Origin of the sequence: Nostoc sp. ChiSLP03a (genome assembly GCF_034531215.2) — a bacterium.
Lineage (GTDB): Bacteria > Cyanobacteriota > Cyanobacteriia > Cyanobacteriales > Nostocaceae > Nostoc.
Genome location: NZ_JAVRBQ020000091.1, coordinates 19,341 through 38,043 on the forward strand (window position 1 = coordinate 19,341; position 18,703 = coordinate 38,043).

The 18,703-nt window shown below is 41.0% G+C and carries 19 protein-coding genes; 12 read left to right on the forward strand and 7 right to left on the reverse strand.

Annotated elements, in window-relative coordinates; genetic code table 11:
• Positions 1-141: 141 nt before the first annotated feature.
• From apcB to RMY32_RS14830, 3 genes are all read left to right on the forward strand, one after another.
• A complete protein-coding gene (gene apcB, locus RMY32_RS14820; RefSeq protein ID WP_322696913.1) occupies positions 142-651 on the forward strand; it encodes an allophycocyanin subunit beta in 510 nt (169 codons plus the stop codon).
• A gap of 360 nt (positions 652-1,011) precedes the next feature.
• On the forward strand, positions 1,012-1,446 hold the full coding sequence (locus tag RMY32_RS14825) for a DUF29 family protein (RefSeq protein ID WP_322709871.1): 435 nt from the start codon (positions 1,012-1,014) through the stop codon (positions 1,444-1,446).
• Positions 1,447-2,265: a TlyA family RNA methyltransferase gene (locus tag RMY32_RS14830; protein WP_322709873.1), complete on the forward strand. Its 819-nt coding sequence runs from the start codon at positions 1,447-1,449 to the stop codon at positions 2,263-2,265.
• Between the two features lie 123 nt (positions 2,266-2,388).
• Here the strand turns inward: RMY32_RS14830 and RMY32_RS14835 are convergent, their stop codons facing one another.
• Together RMY32_RS14835 and RMY32_RS14840 are read right to left on the reverse strand one after the other, a co-directional pair.
• On the reverse strand, positions 2,389-2,646 hold the full coding sequence (locus tag RMY32_RS14835) for a Calvin cycle protein CP12 (protein WP_322709875.1): 258 nt from the start codon (positions 2,644-2,646) through the stop codon (positions 2,389-2,391).
• A 331-nt stretch (positions 2,647-2,977) separates the two neighbouring features.
• Positions 2,978-4,333, reverse strand: coding sequence for a GTP-binding protein (locus RMY32_RS14840; protein WP_322709876.1), 1,356 nt, complete (start codon positions 4,331-4,333; stop codon positions 2,978-2,980).
• A gap of 851 nt (positions 4,334-5,184) precedes the next feature.
• On the opposite strand from RMY32_RS14840, the gene RMY32_RS14845 reads away from it, so the two are divergent.
• The 7 genes from RMY32_RS14845 (at position 5,185) to RMY32_RS14875 (ending at position 12,321) form a co-directional block, all read left to right on the forward strand.
• Complete coding sequence (locus tag RMY32_RS14845; protein WP_322709877.1) at positions 5,185-7,821, forward strand: EAL domain-containing protein; 2,637 nt, start codon at positions 5,185-5,187, stop codon at positions 7,819-7,821.
• Between the two features lie 72 nt (positions 7,822-7,893).
• A complete protein-coding gene (locus RMY32_RS14850; protein ID WP_322709878.1) occupies positions 7,894-8,814 on the forward strand; it encodes a histone deacetylase in 921 nt (306 codons plus the stop codon).
• 136 nt (positions 8,815-8,950) lie between these two features.
• Positions 8,951-9,190: an ATP-binding protein gene (locus RMY32_RS14855; protein WP_322709879.1), complete on the forward strand. Its 240-nt coding sequence runs from the start codon at positions 8,951-8,953 to the stop codon at positions 9,188-9,190.
• A gap of 309 nt (positions 9,191-9,499) precedes the next feature.
• A complete protein-coding gene (locus RMY32_RS14860) occupies positions 9,500-9,637 on the forward strand; it encodes a hypothetical protein (RefSeq protein WP_190240853.1) in 138 nt (45 codons plus the stop codon).
• Between the two features lie 176 nt (positions 9,638-9,813).
• On the forward strand, positions 9,814-10,260 hold the full coding sequence (locus tag RMY32_RS14865) for a tellurite resistance TerB family protein (RefSeq protein WP_322709880.1): 447 nt from the start codon (positions 9,814-9,816) through the stop codon (positions 10,258-10,260).
• 151 nt (positions 10,261-10,411) lie between these two features.
• Positions 10,412-11,767: a UDP-N-acetylmuramoyl-tripeptide--D-alanyl-D-alanine ligase gene (gene murF / locus RMY32_RS14870; protein WP_322709881.1), complete on the forward strand. Its 1,356-nt coding sequence runs from the start codon at positions 10,412-10,414 to the stop codon at positions 11,765-11,767.
• On the forward strand, positions 11,764-12,321 hold the full coding sequence (locus RMY32_RS14875; RefSeq protein WP_322709882.1) for a GNAT family N-acetyltransferase: 558 nt from the start codon (positions 11,764-11,766) through the stop codon (positions 12,319-12,321). Before murF ends, RMY32_RS14875 begins: the two co-directional genes overlap by 4 nt.
• Positions 12,322-12,536: 215 nt before the next feature.
• On the opposite strand, the gene RMY32_RS14880 is transcribed toward RMY32_RS14875, so the two are convergent.
• Entirely contained in the window at positions 12,537-12,866 is a 330-nt protein-coding gene (locus RMY32_RS14880) for a hypothetical protein (RefSeq protein WP_322709883.1), read from the reverse strand.
• 201 nt (positions 12,867-13,067) lie between these two features.
• Complete coding sequence (locus RMY32_RS14885; protein ID WP_322709884.1) at positions 13,068-13,469, reverse strand: fasciclin domain-containing protein; 402 nt, start codon at positions 13,467-13,469, stop codon at positions 13,068-13,070.
• Positions 13,470-13,638: 169 nt separating this feature from the next.
• Between RMY32_RS14885 and RMY32_RS14890 the strand changes: the two genes are divergently transcribed.
• Positions 13,639-14,574 (forward strand): putative 2-dehydropantoate 2-reductase, encoded by a 936-nt coding sequence (locus tag RMY32_RS14890; protein ID WP_322709890.1) that lies wholly within the window; start codon positions 13,639-13,641, stop codon positions 14,572-14,574.
• A gap of 117 nt (positions 14,575-14,691) precedes the next feature.
• Here the strand turns inward: RMY32_RS14890 and RMY32_RS14895 are convergent, their stop codons facing one another.
• A complete protein-coding gene (locus tag RMY32_RS14895; protein WP_292820417.1) occupies positions 14,692-14,919 on the reverse strand; it encodes a hypothetical protein in 228 nt (75 codons plus the stop codon).
• A gap of 102 nt (positions 14,920-15,021) precedes the next feature.
• Positions 15,022-15,294: a hypothetical protein gene (locus RMY32_RS14900; RefSeq protein ID WP_322709885.1), complete on the reverse strand. Its 273-nt coding sequence runs from the start codon at positions 15,292-15,294 to the stop codon at positions 15,022-15,024.
• 369 nt (positions 15,295-15,663) lie between these two features.
• Here RMY32_RS14900 and RMY32_RS14905 point away from each other — a divergent pair, with 369 nt between their 5' ends.
• A complete protein-coding gene (locus RMY32_RS14905) occupies positions 15,664-18,021 on the forward strand; it encodes an ATP-binding protein (protein ID WP_322709886.1) in 2,358 nt (785 codons plus the stop codon).
• Positions 18,022-18,036: 15 nt separating this feature from the next.
• Here RMY32_RS14905 and RMY32_RS14910 read toward each other — a convergent pair whose 3' ends face one another.
• The gene (locus RMY32_RS14910; RefSeq protein WP_322709888.1) at positions 18,037-18,561 is read right to left on the reverse strand and encodes a GAF domain-containing protein; all 525 of its coding nucleotides are present in this window, start codon (positions 18,559-18,561) and stop codon (positions 18,037-18,039) included.
• Positions 18,562-18,703: the final 142 nt, after the last annotated feature.

Sequence of the window (18,703 nt, forward strand, 5' to 3'; positions counted from 1 at the left end):
CAACTTTGACATAAAATCCTTATGTAGTGGATAGATTGTTTTTGTGCCGAATCTATTTTTAATAGCACAAAACTTTACTGGTGCATAAGTGCAGCCAAATAAATATCAAACCATAAATAGCAATGATTGGGAGAAGAAGGAATGCGCGATGCGGTAACAAGTTTAATTAAGAATTATGACCTAGCTGGTCGGTATTTTGATCGGAATGCGATCGATAGCCTAAAGTCTTACTTTGATAGTGGTACAGCAAGAGTACAAGCAGCGGCGGCGATAAATTCTAATGCGGCTGGACTTGTCAAGCAAGCTGGTTTACAGTTATTTGAAGAACTACCAGAATTGATTCGCCCTGGTGGAAATGCTTATACAACTCGTCGTTATGCAGCTTGTCTACGCGATATGGACTACTATCTGCGCTACGCCACTTATGCGCTAGTTGCTGGGAATACCAATGTGTTGGATGAACGAGTGCTGCAAGGGCTGCGGGAAACTTACAATTCTTTAGGAGTACCTATTGGCCCTACGGTTCGCGGTATCCAGATTCTCAAGGAGCTAATTAAGGAGCAAGTAGCAGCAGCAGGTGTGGTTAATACTGTTTTTGTAGATGAACCATTCGATCACATTACACGTGAGTTGAGCGAGATAGATATTTAGCAATCTATTCCTAGTGACTAAAAATCGCAGAAATATACAAATAAAGTTCGCGTAAGTGGACTTAAGACATATCGCACTTTGGCTTGATTGGCAAGGTGCGTTTACTTTTATTAATGCAAAAAATTCTTGTTTGACAATTTAATTAGTACTGTGAAAATTTTATACCTGCTCTTATTATTTAGCAGTTCCCAAGCGGGTTTACGAAGGTATATTTTCCGAACGCTTTGGTCAGCTAATTCTTAATAGTATAGGAATAAACTAAGTAGCGATCGCTCCTAGATGAAACGCATTAGCCTATCCTATCTGTACTAGAACCGCTATAAGCCACAATAGAAGTTGCCCATGTTTGAGGCGCTGATTATGGAAGAATTATTAACTCTGAAAGACTTGCTTGTTAAGGGCGATGTTCAAGGAGCATTGATTATAGTTGAAGAATTAACAGAAATGAGCCGAAATGACATCATCAAGACGATTCGTAGCTATGCAGTGATTTTGCTGTTGTATTTAATTAAACAACAAGCTGAAAATCGCACGGCTCGCTCTTGGGAAGTCTCAATTCGGAATTCGGTTCTGGAAATTCAGCGGGAAAATAAGCGGCGTAAAGCTGGAGGCTATTATCTTGCGCCAGAGGAGTTGTTAGAAATTTTAGCAGAAGCCTATTTAAATGCCATTGATCAGGCTTCCTTAGAAGTAGAAGAAGGTCGTTATGAAGCCCAAGAATTAGAAAAGCTGGTTAACCAAGAAGAAATTATCAATCGTGCTTTGGCTTTAATCTTACCAGGAGAGTCTAATTAATTGGCTAAACAGCGACTCGATACACTATTAGTAGAGCTAAATTTATGTTCTTCTCGCGCCTTAGCACAACGACTAATTCAGGCGGGGGAAGTTACTGTTAATCAGCAGTTAGTTGATAAACCTGGTACAGAAGTTGATATTGCTGCTCAAATAAATATTAAAGAGCGATCGCCTTTTGTTTCTAGAGGCGGTGAAAAACTCTCCAAAGCTTTATCAGTATTTGCCATTCCCGTAGTAGAGCGCATTTGTTTAGATGGTGGGATTTCTACTGGTGGTTTTACTGATTGTCTCTTGCAAGCTGGAGCAAAACAAGTTTACGGTATTGATGTTGGTTACGGACAAGTTGACTGGCGGTTGCGGAATGATTCGCGGGTGATTTTACGGGAACGCACCAATTTACGGCAACTACGACCAGATGAGTTATATGGTGAAAATGACCCGATTCCTGATTTGGCGGTGGTTGATGTATCTTTTATTTCTTTAACTAAGATTCTGCCTGCTTTGTGGCAACTAACTCAAGCTAACCGAGAAGCTGTATTGTTAGTCAAGCCACAGTTTGAAGTCGGCAGATCGCGTGTGGGTAAAAAAGGTGTTGTACGCGATCCAAACGACCAAGCTGATGCCATTTTCCAGGTCTTGCAAGCTGCCCACAAATTAGGATGGAAATACAAAGGCTTAACTTGGTCGCCAATCGTTGGCCCTGCTGGGAATATCGAATATCTTTTGTGGTTGGCAATGGAAAGTGAAACACCACCACTTGATTTAGAAGCAATTAAGCGAATAACGCAATCAGCAACAACTGATTTACGCAAGAGTTAAAAAAGAATGCAGAATGCAGAATTCAGAATGCAGAATTCAGAATCAATTAGTGAGAACTTAAACCCACTCATCTCCACTTGGACTTTAATTCATACTGAATTCTGACTCCTGAATTCTTTCTTATTAAAGGTCGTAGATTAGACATTCTACGGAATCTGGATGGCGATCGCAGTAATTTTCCAAAGAGGTTTTTTTGGATTTTGCTTGATGTTGGTGAGATTTTTCGGCCTGCAATTCTTCTACAATGTCCCACGCTACAGCACAACCAGCAGAATTGCTGCCATCTAGATCGCAAGTTGTCCGGGCTTCAGTAATGGCATTAGTAATGGCTTCTTCTAGAGTTGCCGCCCCAGCAATTTCAAATTTTAGGGTAGTTGTCATGATACTTTCACCTTTAATTTACAGACAGAGTTATTAGCTGCGAGCTTTTAATGACCTTAGTCAGCTCACATTTCTAGTTTAGATAGGCTTCCCACAATAAGTAGTGGTAAACACCGCCATCTTTTTCGCAAAATTGAGTGGGATTACCCTCTTGTCATCTTTAGATTCAAAAAGGTATGGGAATTCTACTAGTTGCGATCGCAAGTAGAGGTCGTCATGTTTTCAATCTTGCATCCCAAATTGATAATGTCAGTTAATTGTCAGAAGACTTTGATAGAAGTTGATAAACGCTTATAAACGGTAACAAAAAGATAGCAGTTTTTAATTATTCTCAATACTTTATGTTTAACTCTTGTCGCAAACGATACAGAATTGTATTTTGGTCAACTTGAGAGAGAATTTCTTGAATGACGCTGCTAGCGCCTAATTGTCCCCAAGTGCAGCCTTTTTCGAGATAGATTTGGGCAGCTTTGCCAACAGAATATGCGCCATAACCTGCGATACCAGCTTGAGCGATCGCGCTGCCAGCAAAAGCAGTAATATTGCTGGGATTGTCACCACTAGTTATTGCGGCAGTACTCTTACCTAAACCCAAAAGCAAACTACTACCTAGTTCTCCAAGTAGCAAACCGCCAGAACTAAATAAAATCGTTTTTAAAATTTTCCCGGCTTCATAGCTAGTCATCGGCAAACCATACAATCTAGCGAGAGCGCGAATTAAAGCTAAATCAGCAACAGTTCCGCCAAGGATATCTAAGAAGGCGATGGGATTGAGCATTACTGCCAAGGCTTTGTATTTGGTAAATTGCCAAATAATTTCTTCGGCTTCCTTTTCGCGTAAATCGATGGTTTTTTGAGCGATCGCGGCTTCTGCATCCCGTGCTTGGATCAGTGCATTTAAAGCCAGAAGCGATCGCCCTTCCCGATTCAGAATATTCAGAATTATCTCTTTGAGTTCGTCTACTTGCGGTGGTGGTGTCTCCCATTCATAAGTGACACGCCCATCAGGCCATTCAACTCGCACTTCCATTGCTGCTGGTTCCGCTGCCACCATCACAATTTCATCAGGTAGTAGAGGTTTCGCTTGAGGATTCCCTGCACCCAATTGTTGTAAATTTTGGTAAATTGCTCCTTTGTCTGTATCTGGGTAAAGGTCTATTTTGTTAAACACTAAAATCAGGGGTTTTTGCGAGCGCCTTAATTGCAGCAGCGCTTGATACTCAGTACGCGTGATATCACCAGACACGACAAACAAAATCAAATCCGCCTGATGTACTACTTCTCGTGCCATATCCGCACGTGACTCCCCCTCAATTTCATCTAATCCAGGGGTATCAATTAACTCTACTAGTACCTTATCACTGGGCTGCCACCGCACGGAACGGGGCCATTGGGTGACACCATTCAGGGGCCCAGTTTGCAAAATCTTGTCTCCCAACAAGGCATTTAAAACTGCTGACTTTCCCCGACTCACCAAACCAAAGACAGCAATTCTAATGACGTTTGAATCCAGCTTGTTGAGTGTGGCTCTCAAAGCTTCCAATTCCGGTTTCATCAAACCTACAAATTCTGGGTTAGATGATAACTGTCCTGACTTGCGAAGATATCCATACCAAGAAAGCGCTTGTCTGAGACTGGCGCGGGCACGATTTAAGTGAGTTTCTTGCAGATTACGATAAACCGACATAATGTCAACACTTCAGCCTTCACTCTCTCTAAAATGCTCATCCAATGCTCAAAACACTTACTTTCAGCATTCGATTGTGAATAACAGGTATTAATTCGTACTCATTAACCATACTCAATCAATGCTCACTTTTTCAACCCCACGATCGGGGAAAGGAAAAGTTAAACATACTTCTCTATCTTATATCCCTAATTTATTGAACTAATAATCTATATATAGGACATAAGAAGTCTCTAAGTTTATGAGGTCGGAGATTAGGTATTTTATAAAGTCTTAAAAAACATGTGACTAATAGATAGCTGCAAAGAGAGACTAACGCCAAAATCTACACTGAGATCGAAGGCGCATTGGCTCCGACTTTGTTCAGTTTTAGTCGGCTTTGAAATTTTCTTATGTAACTCTCTTCTCTACAAGAGGCTGCTGCAACATCACGTTACGCCTAGCTTGCTTCCCTGTAAGGGTACAATTTTCAAATTTTAATTTTGAATTGTTAATCTGGGTATCCTAAGAAAGACAAGGTTAAATGATATAGATGAAGGAACAAAGTTTATAACTTATCTATGAGTAGAGAAAAAACTATAATTTCTACTACAAAAACTGATTGAATAATTAGCCAACTCATTCTATAAAAAGAAGAGTGCTGAGTGCGGTCAATCATGAAGGTAAAAGCTCGTTTACACCCTTATACCAATTTTGCGATGCCTGCGGTAAATGCTCGCCTACGCAAATGGTGAGAACTTTGATTGAGCAAGTTTTCCCATAAGTGCAGCCGGAAATTCTGGACTTATAGGAGCAGTCTTTTTCAGACTAAGACATAAATATTAATTATATGAAAAATTTGAGGAACAGCCATGCGAGGAAATGAGCGGGAAAAAATACGCCATCTGTTGGTCATCCAAGACCTGGAAGGACGGCGAACTGTCGCCCTGCGAGAGACTACTTATTCTCTAGGGCGGCATCCTGCAAACACTATTGTCTTGGCTTCCCGATCGGTATCAATGCAACATGCAATTTTATTGCGAGTCACTGTTCCAGAAACTGACCAATACGGCTTCCAGATTATTGATGGTAACTATAAGGGGAAAGGAAGTACTAATGGCTTATTTGTGAATGGTAATAAATGCTTTTCTCATAATCTTAGGCATGGAGATATCATTGCTTTTGGTAGTAATAAAGCTCAGGCTAAATATTATGCTATTTCCAATATTTCCGAACAAGCATTTTCTGAATCTTTTGATGTTGAAGACTTATCTGGTTTTTTATCAGAGCAAGCCAGTCCTGCCAATCCGTTTCAAACCTTAGCCATCGATCCTGGCTTTGAAGCAGCTAGTGAGTCTGCTCTAGCTCGCCTAGCATCCTTTCCTGAACTCATCCCCAATTCAATTATTGAAATGGATTTCGAGGGAAGAATTACATATCTCAATCCAGCCGCAGCGATCAAGTTTCCCAATCTTAGGGAAGTTGGGACAGAACACCCAATTTTAACGGGACTGTTGATTGGAGCTAAAAATCTAGAAAACAATTCTTTTGTGCGCGAGGTGGAAGTAGGTACAGAAGTTTTTGAACAATCCGTACTTTATCTTCCGGAAAGTGATTTAATTAGAACTTTTATTATTAGAGATATTACAGAGCAAAAGCAAGCTACAGCCGAACTACGCCAGCGCGATCGCTTGCTACAAGCAGTTGCAGAAGCTGCCAATTATTTGCTAGGAGAAATGAATTACGAAACTGGTATCGATCTAGCTCTAGCGGTAGTGGGTGAAGCTGCCAAGGCAGATCGTGCCTATCTCTTTCAGAACCATCTCCATCCTATTACAGAGGAAATGGCAGTCAGCCTACGGTTTGAATGGACACAATCTGGGATTAAATCTACCCTCCACAATTGGCAGAATCAGTTTTATCAAGCTCCTGAATTAGCTCGTTGGTACACAGTTCTCTCTAGCGGCCAGTCGATTAGCGGCATCACTCAAAAATTTCCTGTCGCCGAACAAGAATTCCTGATTCGAGATGGCATTAAATCCCTTCTCTTGGTACCTCTTCGCTTGGATAATCATTTCTGGGGGTATCTTGGCTTGGCAGACTGCACCTTTGAACGTCATTGGTCAAAGCATGAAGAATCTACTCTTTTGACCATGGCCGCCAGTATCATTGGTGCGCGGCAACGTCAGCAAGTAGAAGAAAAGATTCGCCATCAAGCCCTCCATGACTTGCTGACAGGGTTGCCAAATCGTCTACTATTTAACGAGTTGCTCAGTAAAACTCTGCCCAACGCCACTCGAAATGGCGAAAGTTTAGCTGTGATTTTCCTCGATTTGGATCGCTTCAAGGTGATTAATGATACTCTGGGTCACACTCTGGGAGACCAATTGTTACAAAGCGTCTCTCAAAGATTAAAAAACTCACTCAGAGATGGAGACACTGTAGCCCGTTGGGGAGGCGATGAATTTACTATTTTACTTCCACGAATCAATGATATTGAAGAGGTAACTTTGGTGGCGCAGAGAATCTTACAAGCCTTAGAGGATGCTTTTCATCTCCAAGAGCATGAACTTTATGTAACTGCTAGCCTCGGTATTGCCTTACTCGATCGCAACAGCCCTGATACCGAAACCCTAATCCAGCACGCAGATGCGGCTTTATACTACGCCAAGGACAAAGGGCGGAATAACTATCAATTTTACAGTGTTTCTCTGAGTGCTAAAAATCCTGAACTCCTGACTTTAGAAAAGAGCTTGCGCTATGCCCTAGAACGCAACGAATTTAAGCTTTACTATCAGCCTCGTGTGAACATTGCCACAGGAGAAATTACTAGTATGGAGGCTCTCTTGCGTTGGCAGCACTCAGAGATGGGATTAGTTGCCCCCAGTGTATTCATTCCTTTGATTGAAGAAAGTGGATTAATTGTCCCCATCGGCGAATGGACTCTACAGACGGCCTGTAGCCAAAATAAAGCATGGCAAGATGCTGGATTGCCACCGATTAAGATCGCTGTCAATCTTTCTCTGAAGCAGTTCCGTCAACCCAAATTGGTAGAGACTATAGCTAAGGTTTTAGAACAAACGGGTCTGGAGCCGCGCTTTTTAGAATTAGAAATTATGGAAACCACAGCGATTGAGGACTTGGGTTTTACCAGAAGGGTGTTAGAGGAGCTACAGCAGATGGGTGTTTATATCTCCATCGATGACTTTGGTACAGGTCATTCCTCGCTCTCGCGCCTACAGCTTTTGCCACTCCACAATCTGAAAATAGATAAATCTTTTATTCAATATTTGACGCAGGATACCAAAGTAGCTCATATTATCCAGGCCATAGTTACCTTGGGACACAGTTTGGGATTAAAGTTAACAGCCGAAGGGGTAGAAAAGGAAGAGGAATTGGAGTTTTTGAAATCTATCAACTGCGAGGAGGTACAGGGTTTTTTATTCTACCGCCCACTTTCTGAACAGAAAGCAACAGAAGTCCTCGAAAGTAAACGACCAACGATCTAATACAAGGGAAACTCTTGGTACCAGTGAGGATACAATAAAATTCATTGTCTTGCTGCCGACCTTTTTCGTCCTATGCTACCAGTCATTTATTCCGACGAATTTTTAGATCACAAGACTGGAAAATACCATCCCGAAAAACCAGAACGTTTAAGTGCGATCGCAAATGCCCTCAAAGCAGCTATCTTTGCAGATCAAATCACTTGGCACTTGCCTACGCCAGCATCAGAACAGCCATCGCTGATGTCTTCATTGGTTAGAGCACATAGCCCAGCCTATATCAAAAAACTATGGCAAATCGCTTCTAGTGGCGGCGGCCCTTTGGATGGAGATACGCCAGTTTCCCCACGCAGTTATGATGTGGCATTATTGGCAGTCAGTGCATGGTTAGATGGAGTTGAGGTTGTGTTACGGTCGGCTAATCCAGCTTTTGTACTAGCGCGTCCCCCAGGACATCACGCTGAAAGTGATGCAGGGATGGGCTTTTGCCTATTTTCTAATGCCGCGATCGCCGCTTTATTTGCTCTAGAACAACCTGGAATTAACCGCGTCGCCATCCTTGATTGGGATGTACATCACGGTAATGGTACTCAGGCGATCGTTGAAACTGAAGCACGCATCGCCTATTGTTCTCTACATCAGTACCCATGCTATCCCGGTACGGGAAGATCGACGGAACGCGGCTTTCACAATAACGTATTAAATTTACCAGTACGCCCTGGTAGTGATATTGCTGTATATCAGCCACTATTTGAAAACCAGGTAGTACCGTTTTTAGCCAACTTCCAGCCAGATTTACTAATTATTAGTGCTGGTTACGATGCCAATGCAGAAGATCCTTTGGCAAGTATTAATTTACAGCCAGAAGACTACGCTTTATTTACTGATTATTGTTTGGGGCTAACTCGTAAAATTCTGTTTGGCTTAGAAGGTGGTTATGACTTCGATACTCTTTCTCAATCAGTTGTAGCGACGATTGAACGCTGTTTACTTTAAGCTTGTCTTGTTTATCCCATTTCACAAAATACCTGATATATATACCGACGATCGCAGTTACCAAGGTAATAGCTTAAATTCTCTGCAAAAATTTGGGAACACTGAATACTGACGCGGTTATAGCTGACATACAGTTATGAAAATTTCTCACAAACTGGTTGCAAGCTTTGTTGGTGTTTCCTTGTTAAGGATTGTAGTTGGTGCAATTGCGATCGCCGACAATGGTTGTGCGATACCTGAAACAGTGCGATCGCGCATTTTTAATCCTTTTTTCACCACGAAACCCATCGGCAAAGGTACTGGTATGGGCTTATCCATCAGCTACAAAATAGTCATAGAAAAAAATCGTGGCAAGATATGGTGTGATTCCACCTAGTGCGTGTCATTAGTTGAGCCAAATCACAGCAGGAGCAAGGGAAATTGCAGCGAGAAAGTTGTTTTGCCCAATCCCGCTTACCCTGAGCGAACGCGAGTGTGTCTCGTAGAGAAAGAGAAGGGATGCCCCATTCCCCATTCCTTTTTTATAAACTTCATAGAATCTTCAGAAATAAAAATTTTCAGCGGGGTTCTGAAAGAGCTAAAGTTTTGTTAAGATGCAATTGCTAGCAGTTTCTCAGCGAAATTCACCTATCGGGGTGTGGAGAAATAAAAAGCACAAGCAGCACAAATTTAAAAAGGTGAAGCAATGACCACCTATATTTTTTTCGACGAAGCCTTACGAATGCTGACCAACGCCTATCTGATCTCAGTAGTACTGTTAATGGCAGCTTCTGGTATAGGTCTGGCGGTAATTGAGACAATAGAAAAGACCGGAGAACGCTAAGTTTACGGATGGCAATGTAGTTCCTGCCAAAAACCTTTGGATACGAGTGTTCGCCGTGAATCAATCCTGGGAACACTAAAGGATGAAAGTCTCAAGCGTCACAGTGTTACCTGTAAATCTACCAAACATACAGGTAACACTAACGCTATTGGGACTCTAACCAAGGAGCTACTACAATGGGTCTATTCGACGCTGTGTTGGGTACAGATAGCCAAGCCCAAGCAGCACTCAGTCCAGCGGAAGCTTTTGCTGTCATTATATTAACGGCAACGGCTTCAGACGGTTATCTTTCTGTTGAGCAAGCAAATTCTATCATTTCTGTGCTGTCTCGGATGAAACTTTTTAAAAGTTATTCTCATGAAATGATGAACAGGCTGTTTGAAAAAATTTTGAGCATTCTCCAAGGTGATGACTTTAATGCTTTGTTTAATGCAGCCAAAGATTATCTATCTCAAGATTTGCGAGAAACAGCCTTTACAGTAGCCACCGATTTTGTCCTAGCTGAAGGTATTATACCTGAAGAAGAAAAAAACTTCTTAATTGATTTATATCAAGCTTTAGGGGTTTCGAGTGAGATAGCAATACAAATTATACAAGTAATCTTGATTAAAAATCGTGCATAGGGCGATCGAACATAACTTGTGATGCCCATTGTCCTTACTTGATTAAACTGTATAAGTAGCTTATAAATAAAGCGTGGCACGGAAGTTAAGCTTCTTTGCCACTATTTTTTGCTTTTATGATTTTCAACTTTAAATAAATTATCAATTGTTTATGCTTTGTTCTGTCACCTTAACCCAACTGGCTGAAATTATTTTGGCCCACTCTGTAAACTTATCTGAAACTGCATTAACACAAGTAACTAGCGGTATCCAAACAGATAGCCGTACCTTGAAGCCGGGTGAAGTATTTGTCGCTTTCCGAGGCGATAAGTTTGATGGACATGAATTTGTGCCAACTGCGATCGCAAAAGGAGCAATAGCTGCAATCGTAGATTTTGAATACGAAAATCCTGGTTTTCCGGTACTACAGGTAAAAGACACCCTCCAGGCATATCAACAAATTGGCCGATGGTGGCGCGATCGCTTTAATATTCCTGTAATTGGTGTAACCGGTTCGGTGGGTAAAACTACAACCAAAGAATTGCTCGCCGCAGTTTTAGGAACAAAGGGACGAGTTCACAAAACTTATGGAAATTACAACAACGAAATCGGTGTTCCAAAAACTCTTTTAGAACTTGGCGCAGAACACGATTACGCCGTGATTGAAATGGCGATGCGCGGTAGAGGACAAATTGCCGAACTGACGCAAATAGCGCGGCCAACAATTGGAGTAATTACCAATGTGGGGACGGCGCATATTGAGTTACTCGGTTCCGAAGAAGCGATCGCTGAGGCAAAATGTGAGTTGTTAGCCGAAATGTCTGCTGATAGTGTAGCAATTCTCAATCACGACAATCCTTTATTAATGGCCACAGCAGCGAAATTTTGGCAGGGAGAAGTTTTGACTTACGGCTTTTCTGGTGGAGATATTCAAGGGCAGTTAATTGATAACGACCAGGTGGAAGTCGCAGGAATCCAACTACCTCTACCTTTGGCTGGTCGTCATAATGCGACTAATTTCTTGGCAGCTTTAGCGGTGGCAAAGGTTTTAGGGATCGATTGGGCAACCCTCAAATCAGGTGTGATCGTGGATATGCCCACAGGACGATCGCAGCGATTTACCTTACCCAACGATGTGGTAATCTTAGATGAAACTTATAATGCTGCACCAGAAGCTATGATTGCAGCATTGCAATTATTGGCAGATACACCCGGAAAGCGGAAAATTGCCGTATTGGGTGCAATGAAAGAATTGGGAGAGCGATCGCAGCAGTTGCACCAGCTAGTGGGAGAAACAGTACGAAAGTTGAATTTAGACGGCTTGTTGGTTTTGGTAGATGGACAAGATGCCGAAGCGATCGCTCTTAGTGCAGAGGGTGTTGCATCGGAGTGTTTTGCAACTCATGCCGAGTTGGTGGCTAGGTTGAAGACATTTGTGCAAGCAGGCGATCGTTTATTGTTCAAAGCCGCCCATTCCGTAGGACTAGATCGGGTAGTCAGTCAGTTACGTGCAGAATTTCCCAAATGATCCCAATAGAAACCAAACGTCTTATACTGCGAGACTTTGTAGAATCAGATTGGCAAGAGGTTCATCAATATGCTGCTGATGCTGAAGTTGTGCGTTACTTGACTTTTGGCCCGAATACTGAAGAAGATACCAAAAACTTTTTGCAAAAAGAGATTTCATTGCAAGGCGAAAAACCCCGTCAGCATTTTGCCTTGGCAGTGACTTTAAAACCCCAAAAGCAATTAATTGGTATCTGTCGTATATCCGTTCGGGATACTGACAACCAAATAGGCTCTATTGGATACTCTTTTACTAAGGAATTTTGGGGACAAGGATATGCAACTGAAGCTGTAAAAGCAGTTGTATCATTTGGTTTTCATGAGTTAGGCTTACATCGCATCTTTGCTACTTGTCACCCAGAAAACATTGCCTCAGCAAGAGTTATGCAAAAAATCGGAATGCAGCAGGAAGGGTATTTGCGAGAACACCATTGGATTAAGGGAGAATGGCAAGACTCTTGGCTATATGCCATCCTTGAGCATGAATGGAGAAGCGTCAACATAATTCGCAATTGATAATGACGCTTGCAGATTTGCTACCGCTACGCTAACGTAATTCGTAGTTGCAATTCCTTTGGGGCTTGAACCCTCCACTATCTTGTTTACCACCCTTCAGCAGAGATTATGGTGGGGGCTTAAACCCTCTTTAATTACGAATTACGAATTAGTAATTATTCGATCGAATGATGATTGATTTGCTGAAAATATCATCCATAGATGTCTGATAGACTTCAGTTGGAAAGACTAGGGCTGTTGCTGTAGCGTCTTTGAAAAAGAATTGCTGCAAAATTAGTTACTAAGCAACTGATTGCTAGCCACATCAAGATATAAGTAGGAGCCATCACCACACCAATCATGAACCAAGTATATACGTGCAGTATCATTACAGAAGCGAAAAAGCTAGCGATTCCAGCAGATTGCCACACTTGAGTCGATGGACAACGTAAGGCAACTAGGCTCATCGTTAAAATTGTGACAAGTAAGTTCGCTGGTACGAGAAATGCACAAATGCTTACGCAGTTGCCACGAGAGAACTCAGCTAAAGTGTTAAAATCGAGCATTAATTTCCTGGGATAGATGTTGGCTTTTTAAGAATTTAATTTATTTTAAAACAACGAAATTTACATTAACATAACAGTGAGTACTCACATTGCAAACATAACACAAACTAAACTTTTGAGTTGCGTTTTGATAGTACCAATAGTTAGTTAATTATAAAGATTTTGGATCGGTAGGGTGGAAAATACCCACCCTAGCCAGAATTAACCTGGTAAAATCACCGTATCGATAACGTGTACCACACCATTATCAGCTTCGATATCTGCTGCTAAAACTGTGGCATTTTTAACTTCAAAACCATCAGAAGAATGAATTTTAATGGGTGAACCTTCCACAGAATTAACCGTACCGAGTTGTGCCAAATCAGCCTCTAGCAGCTTTCCGGGAACGACATGATACTTTAAAATCCGTATTAGCTGGGGAATATTCTGTAACAGAGTTTGGATAGTTCCCGCTGGTAACTTGGCAAAAGCATCGTCATTTGGTGCAAAGACAGTGAACGGGCCAGGACTTTTTAAAGTTTCTACTAAACCAGCAGCTTGCACAGCTGCCACCAGTGTTTTAAACGACTCAGACGTAACTGCAATATCAACAATATCAGCCATATATCTTACCTAAATCTCTGCAAAAGATTTTAAAGGATAATAAACCTATTTTAAGTTTTATTAAACAAAATAAATTTAAAATCAGGCGTTGAATAAACTACACCTAGACGCGTACCCTCGTCAGACATCACCTTATGATGTTTCTAGGAAAATTCCGTTATCTAAAGAAATGTCCGATCGCACGTATGCCATTCTGGGAACTGGAGCATTAGGTGGATTCTATGGCGCAAGATTACAAAAAGCCGGGTTGGATGTCCACTTTTTGCTCAAGAGTGATTACGAACAGGTAAAGAAATATGGTTTGGTGGTAGAGTCCAAAGACGGTGACTTTACCCTTCCTGAAGTCCATGCCTACAACGACGTAGAAAAGATGCCACAATGCGATGTGGTGGTGGTGGCATTAAAGACGACGCAAAACCATTTACTACCAAAGATGTTGCCACCTGTAGTTAAAGACAATGGGGTGGTGTTGGTATTACAGAATGGACTTGGTGTAGAAGAGGAAGTCGCTGAAATTGTTGGTAATGTAACGGTTATCGGTGGATTGTGCTTTTTATGTTCTAATAAAGTGGGGCCAGGGCATATACACCACCTAGACTATGGGCAAATTACCTTCAGTGAATATACTCCTAATTATCAGCCTAGTGGGATAACTCAGAGGATGCAGCAAATTGCTGATGACTTTGAAAGCGCTGGTATATCAATTGAATTAGCTGAAGATTTACTACTAGCACGTTGGAAAAAGTTGGTGTGGAATATCCCGTACAATGGGCTTTCTGTAATTCTCAACGCTAGAACAGATGAATTAATGGCGTATGAGTACACCCGCAAGTTAGTTGAACAATTGATGTATGAAGTAGCGGCGGGGGCAAAAAGTTATGGGCGAATTATTAACGATCGCTTCATTCAAACAATGCTCGATTATACTGTCAAAATGACACCTTACCGCCCCAGCATGAAAATTGACTACGACGAACATCGTCCTTTGGAGATAGAAGCAATTTTCGGCAACCCATTACGAAAAGCCCAAGCAGTAGGTGTAAATTTAGCGCAGATTAGCTGTTTATACCACCAGTTGAAGTTTTTAGATGCCAGGGGAAAGTGAGGGAGATTAGGGAGACAAGAAAGGCAATTAATTCTTTACTCCAAACTCCTAACTCCTGTACAGACGCGATTAATCGCGTCTCTACTGCTAACTCCTAACTTACCACTCCCCCAATTTTTAACGCAGGGATTCAAAAATGACTGCTATTGTCATTAAACACAACAGGATAATTCCCAGTGGAAGCAAAAACTGTTGTAAAAGGTACAGCAGTATGGGTATGATTTGTAAGATACCTAAACCACTTGATAAAACGTAAGCGATCGCAATGCCAAATAGTACCAACAAAAAATATTTCAAGGATTTAGAGGCAAAGCGAAATAAAAGCGTATCCTGATTTGCGTCCATGTTTTTACTCACGAAATTAGCTAAATTTTTGGCAGGGAATATTTTTTTTATTCCCCTACACCTCTGAAAAAATGAGGCTATAGAGAATCAACAGTATTAGTTTTACAAGTGGATAATTGCGTTGTTAGGTGAATTATTCAAAGACTGTTGTTGTCTTTGTACATTGTTTTGCTTTTCATAATTAACTAGCAGTTGAAATGCGATAAACAAGCTCAATAACAACAGCAATAACGAGCCAAAACCAGAAGAATACTGATTTATTTCTCGCTCAATACCACATTTGAGGCAGACATATCTATTGGGATTACGCGTATCTTGGGCAAAAGGGCACTGATTCTGATTGCAATCATGATGACAATCTTTGTCTAACATCATTGAACCTCCTGTAGGGTAAAGACTTATATACTTAGTTGTAAATACGCTCTACAGAATCTAGTTAGTTAATACCCACCGCCTGTTTAGTAGACACCACTTTCATGAGTAATTAATATGGGACGATAACATTTGTGATTTACTAAGCTTGCAGTAGTAGCGCTCTCTAAATCTCTCCTCAACCACCTTTTCTTGGCGCTTAACTTAACTTCGCCTGTATTAATTACAAGAGTAATACAGGCGAAAATGCTTTGCAGTCTGATAAAGTAAGTTTCCTACCGAGTAGGAAAAAGTATTTTGTACTATGGAAGGTAGGAATAAGTAGTAAAAATATAGTTATAATAAATTACAAATGATACATCAAGTTCGCAAATGGGTGCAGAAGAAGCCTTAGAGTTTGTAGATAACTTGGTTTTTCTCAAGACGGGAGAACACTTAGATAAAGCTCAAAGGATTATCTTGCGGCATTTGTGGGAGGATGAAAAGCGGACTTACCAGGATATTGCCAGCAGGCGTGGTTATACAGAAGCGCATTTAAAATCAGTTGGTGCAGAACTTTGGCATTTACTGTCAAAAGTGCTAGGAGTGAAAGTCTCTAAATCAACCTTCCAAGGGATAGTTCAGGGATTTAGAGCAAGCCAACAGTCGCAAAAAATCTTCCATATTGCCAATTTAGCGACTAACGGCACTAGTCCCCAAGATTTAGATTCTAACTTTGTAGGGCGCGATCGCCAAATAGCCGAACTCCACACCCTCGTTAGTCGAGGAGCAAAAGTTATCCTCATCCAGGGTGAAGGTGGTGTTGGCAAAACCACCTTAGCACGCAAATATTTTAAAAGTCAAAAATTTAGTTTTGTCCTGGAACTGTGGATGGCTACAGAAATCCAAAACCTCACGCCAGTGGAAAGTGTGGTTGAAGAATGGCTACGGCGATACTTTAACGAAGAACCAGGAGGTGACTTTGGTATCAGCTTAGAACGACTACGCCGCAAACTCCGAGAGCAAGCTTCTAAAATTGGGGTATTTATCGATAATCTAGAAACAGCTCTCGATAAAAATGGCAAGTTTTTAGAATATCGTCGCCCTTATGTTGAGTTATTGAGAGTATTAGCAGATTCAGATGTGCATTCAGTTACTTTAGTAACAAGTCGTGAGCGTTTGCGGGAGTCTAGTGTAGAAGTTCATCTTTATCCACTCGAAGGTTTAGATGATGAAGCATGGCGACAGTTTTTCAGCCGTCACCATATCAATTGTGATTCTACTATTCTCAGTGAAATGTGTAGAGCTTATGGAGGTAATGCCAAAGCAATGCAAATTCTCCGAGGAGCAATATTGACAGATTTTTCTGGTGATATACACGCCTATTGGCAGGAGAACTGTACATATTTATTAATAGAAAGAGAGTTAAAAGATTTAGTTGCCAGCCAATTTACGCGACTCCAAACGAATGATTTAGAAGCCTATTGCCTGTTGTGTCGCTTAGGATGCTATCGTTATCAAGATATTACTTCAGTGCCTATTGAAGGAGTTTTATCTTTGCTTTGGGATGTACCAGAACAACAACGTAGACGGGTAATTAAAGCTCTGCAAGATTTGTCTTTAATAGAAGCAAAAAAAGGACAATATTGGCTGCATCCGGTAATTCGTGATGAAGCAATTAGCCGATTAAGGTTAGTCAGTGAAGAATGGGAATTAGTCAACCGAAAAGCCGCAGAATTTTGGACGCGAAGAGTTGCAGACATCAAAAATATTACAGATGCTTTGACTGCTTTAGAAGCTTATTATCACTATGTAGAAATTAATGATTTTGAGCAAGCTGGTGATGTAATTTTACAAGGACGAGGTAAACAGTGGAGTATAGGTTTGCCTTTGGGTTGCTCATTTTACCAACTGGGACTGCTCCAGAAAAACTTCTCTGTCATTAAACGGATAATAGACGATATAAAATCGCAAGAAAGATTAATTAGACTTTACAATATCCTTGGCTATACATATCGAATTATCGGTTGCATTAGAGAAGCTATAGAATGCTATGAGAAATCAGAAGAAGTATTAGACAAATTAGATGTCAAGCAAACAAAAATATCTATTTTGTTCAATACAGGGCTTTGTAAACTAGAACTATGGGAAATAAAAGCAGCCGAAGATTGTTTTAATTCTGTTTGTAGCCTTGCTGAAGCAAATAGCAATATTGATGATTACATGGCTTATGCTCAATGTTGTTTAGCTTTGGTAAAATCACGTTTTGGTAGCAGAAAAGATGCCTTTTCCCTTGCTGAAGATGCCTTTTATACTATGTCATTGTCAAGTAGAGTGACTTTATGGGGAATGGGGCATAGTTTAGTAACTCTCTGCTTAACTTATAAAAATTTAGGTAATCTCAAAAAAGCCTTTAAGTTCTGCCAACAAGCTATATTTCATGCTGAAGAAAACAACTTTACCCAGATTAAAGCTAAAGCTATAAGTTGTCTGGCGGAAATTTTTCGAGAACAGAGGGAATTTACTATAGCAATTTTTCATCATTCAAAAGCAATAGAAATTCTTGATAAAATTGGTGCTAAATCAGACTTAGCTGAAGCTTATTATCAATTGGCATTGACTAATAAAAAAATGGGTAAAATCGAGCAAAGTAGGCAAAGTTCTGTCCAAGCGATCGCCCTCTTTAACGAAATGCAAGCACCCAGACAAGTTGAGAAAGTACAAACAGCAATGAAGTATTTTGAAAAATAGTAATAGTATTTGATTTTAACTGACGATTTTCCGGCTAATAGCCTCTCCAATCTCCATCAGTATCTCTTCCTCTTCGACAATAAATTCGTAGGGAACTGGCTTTGCAATGCCCAAAGTACCATGCAATTGACCATTCAGCATCAGTGGCACTGCCATAGAACCTTTTACCTTCGTTTCTTTTGCTGAGGGTCTAACCACTCCTGATTCGTCGGTTTGCAGGTTGCAAATCTGTACGGGTCGCTTGCGTTCAGCGGCGACACCAGCCATCCCTTTGCCAGTGGGAATTATCGTCATTTTAGGCAAAAGCAATTCTGGAATGCCTTGGTAAGCCTTTAGGTGCAATAACTGGCTGTCTTTATCTAGGGTATGGATGGTAGCTGTAGAGCAATCGAAAGCAGTCAAGATTTCGGTAAGCAGTTGGTTCCAGTCGATGGTAGACCTTTTATCAGTCAAGATAGCAAAAATGGTTTTGGTATCTGAAATCATAGTCGCAGGAAATAAAGTTTGATTGTAAACGCGAAAAATAATTAGGAAATTCATTTAGTAACCCAAGTTGCGGGTTATCAAGCTGTGGGTACTTTGCACTTGAATAGTCGTGCGCTCGTTCAGGACGAAGTGGCGGTTGCACGTCGCGCAACCGCCACCTCAATTAACTCAAAAATACAAATACTGAATTAGATTA

Excerpts from the sequence above, each read along its gene's own strand:
- RMY32_RS14900 (WP_322709885.1), bottom strand. The coding sequence starts at position 15,294 with ATGATGTTAGACAAAGATTGTCATCATGATTGCAATCAGAATCAGTGC.
- RMY32_RS14840 (WP_322709876.1), bottom strand. The coding sequence starts at position 4,333 with ATGTCGGTTTATCGTAATCTGCAAGAAACTCACTTAAATCGTGCCCGC.
- RMY32_RS14905 (WP_322709886.1), top strand. The coding sequence starts at position 15,664 with ATGGGTGCAGAAGAAGCCTTAGAGTTTGTAGATAACTTGGTTTTTCTC.
- apcB (WP_322696913.1), top strand. The coding sequence starts at position 142 with ATGCGCGATGCGGTAACAAGTTTAATTAAGAATTATGACCTAGCTGGT.
- RMY32_RS14865 (WP_322709880.1), top strand. The coding sequence starts at position 9,814 with ATGGGTCTATTCGACGCTGTGTTGGGTACAGATAGCCAAGCCCAAGCA.
- RMY32_RS14910 (WP_322709888.1), bottom strand. The coding sequence starts at position 18,561 with ATGAATTTCCTAATTATTTTTCGCGTTTACAATCAAACTTTATTTCCT.
- RMY32_RS14855 (WP_322709879.1), top strand. The coding sequence starts at position 8,951 with ATGAAAATTTCTCACAAACTGGTTGCAAGCTTTGTTGGTGTTTCCTTG.
- RMY32_RS14875 (WP_322709882.1), top strand. The coding sequence starts at position 11,764 with ATGATCCCAATAGAAACCAAACGTCTTATACTGCGAGACTTTGTAGAA.
- RMY32_RS14835 (WP_322709875.1), bottom strand. The coding sequence starts at position 2,646 with ATGACAACTACCCTAAAATTTGAAATTGCTGGGGCGGCAACTCTAGAA.
- RMY32_RS14850 (WP_322709878.1), top strand. The coding sequence starts at position 7,894 with ATGCTACCAGTCATTTATTCCGACGAATTTTTAGATCACAAGACTGGA.
- RMY32_RS14880 (WP_322709883.1), bottom strand. The coding sequence starts at position 12,866 with ATGCTCGATTTTAACACTTTAGCTGAGTTCTCTCGTGGCAACTGCGTA.
- RMY32_RS14895 (WP_292820417.1), bottom strand. The coding sequence starts at position 14,919 with ATGGACGCAAATCAGGATACGCTTTTATTTCGCTTTGCCTCTAAATCC.
- RMY32_RS14860 (WP_190240853.1), top strand. The coding sequence starts at position 9,500 with ATGACCACCTATATTTTTTTCGACGAAGCCTTACGAATGCTGACCAAC.
- RMY32_RS14845 (WP_322709877.1), top strand. The coding sequence starts at position 5,185 with ATGCGAGGAAATGAGCGGGAAAAAATACGCCATCTGTTGGTCATCCAA.
- RMY32_RS14885 (WP_322709884.1), bottom strand. The coding sequence starts at position 13,469 with ATGGCTGATATTGTTGATATTGCAGTTACGTCTGAGTCGTTTAAAACA.
- RMY32_RS14890 (WP_322709890.1), top strand. The coding sequence starts at position 13,639 with ATGTCCGATCGCACGTATGCCATTCTGGGAACTGGAGCATTAGGTGGA.
- RMY32_RS14825 (WP_322709871.1), top strand. The coding sequence starts at position 1,012 with ATGGAAGAATTATTAACTCTGAAAGACTTGCTTGTTAAGGGCGATGTT.
- murF (WP_322709881.1), top strand. The coding sequence starts at position 10,412 with ATGCTTTGTTCTGTCACCTTAACCCAACTGGCTGAAATTATTTTGGCC.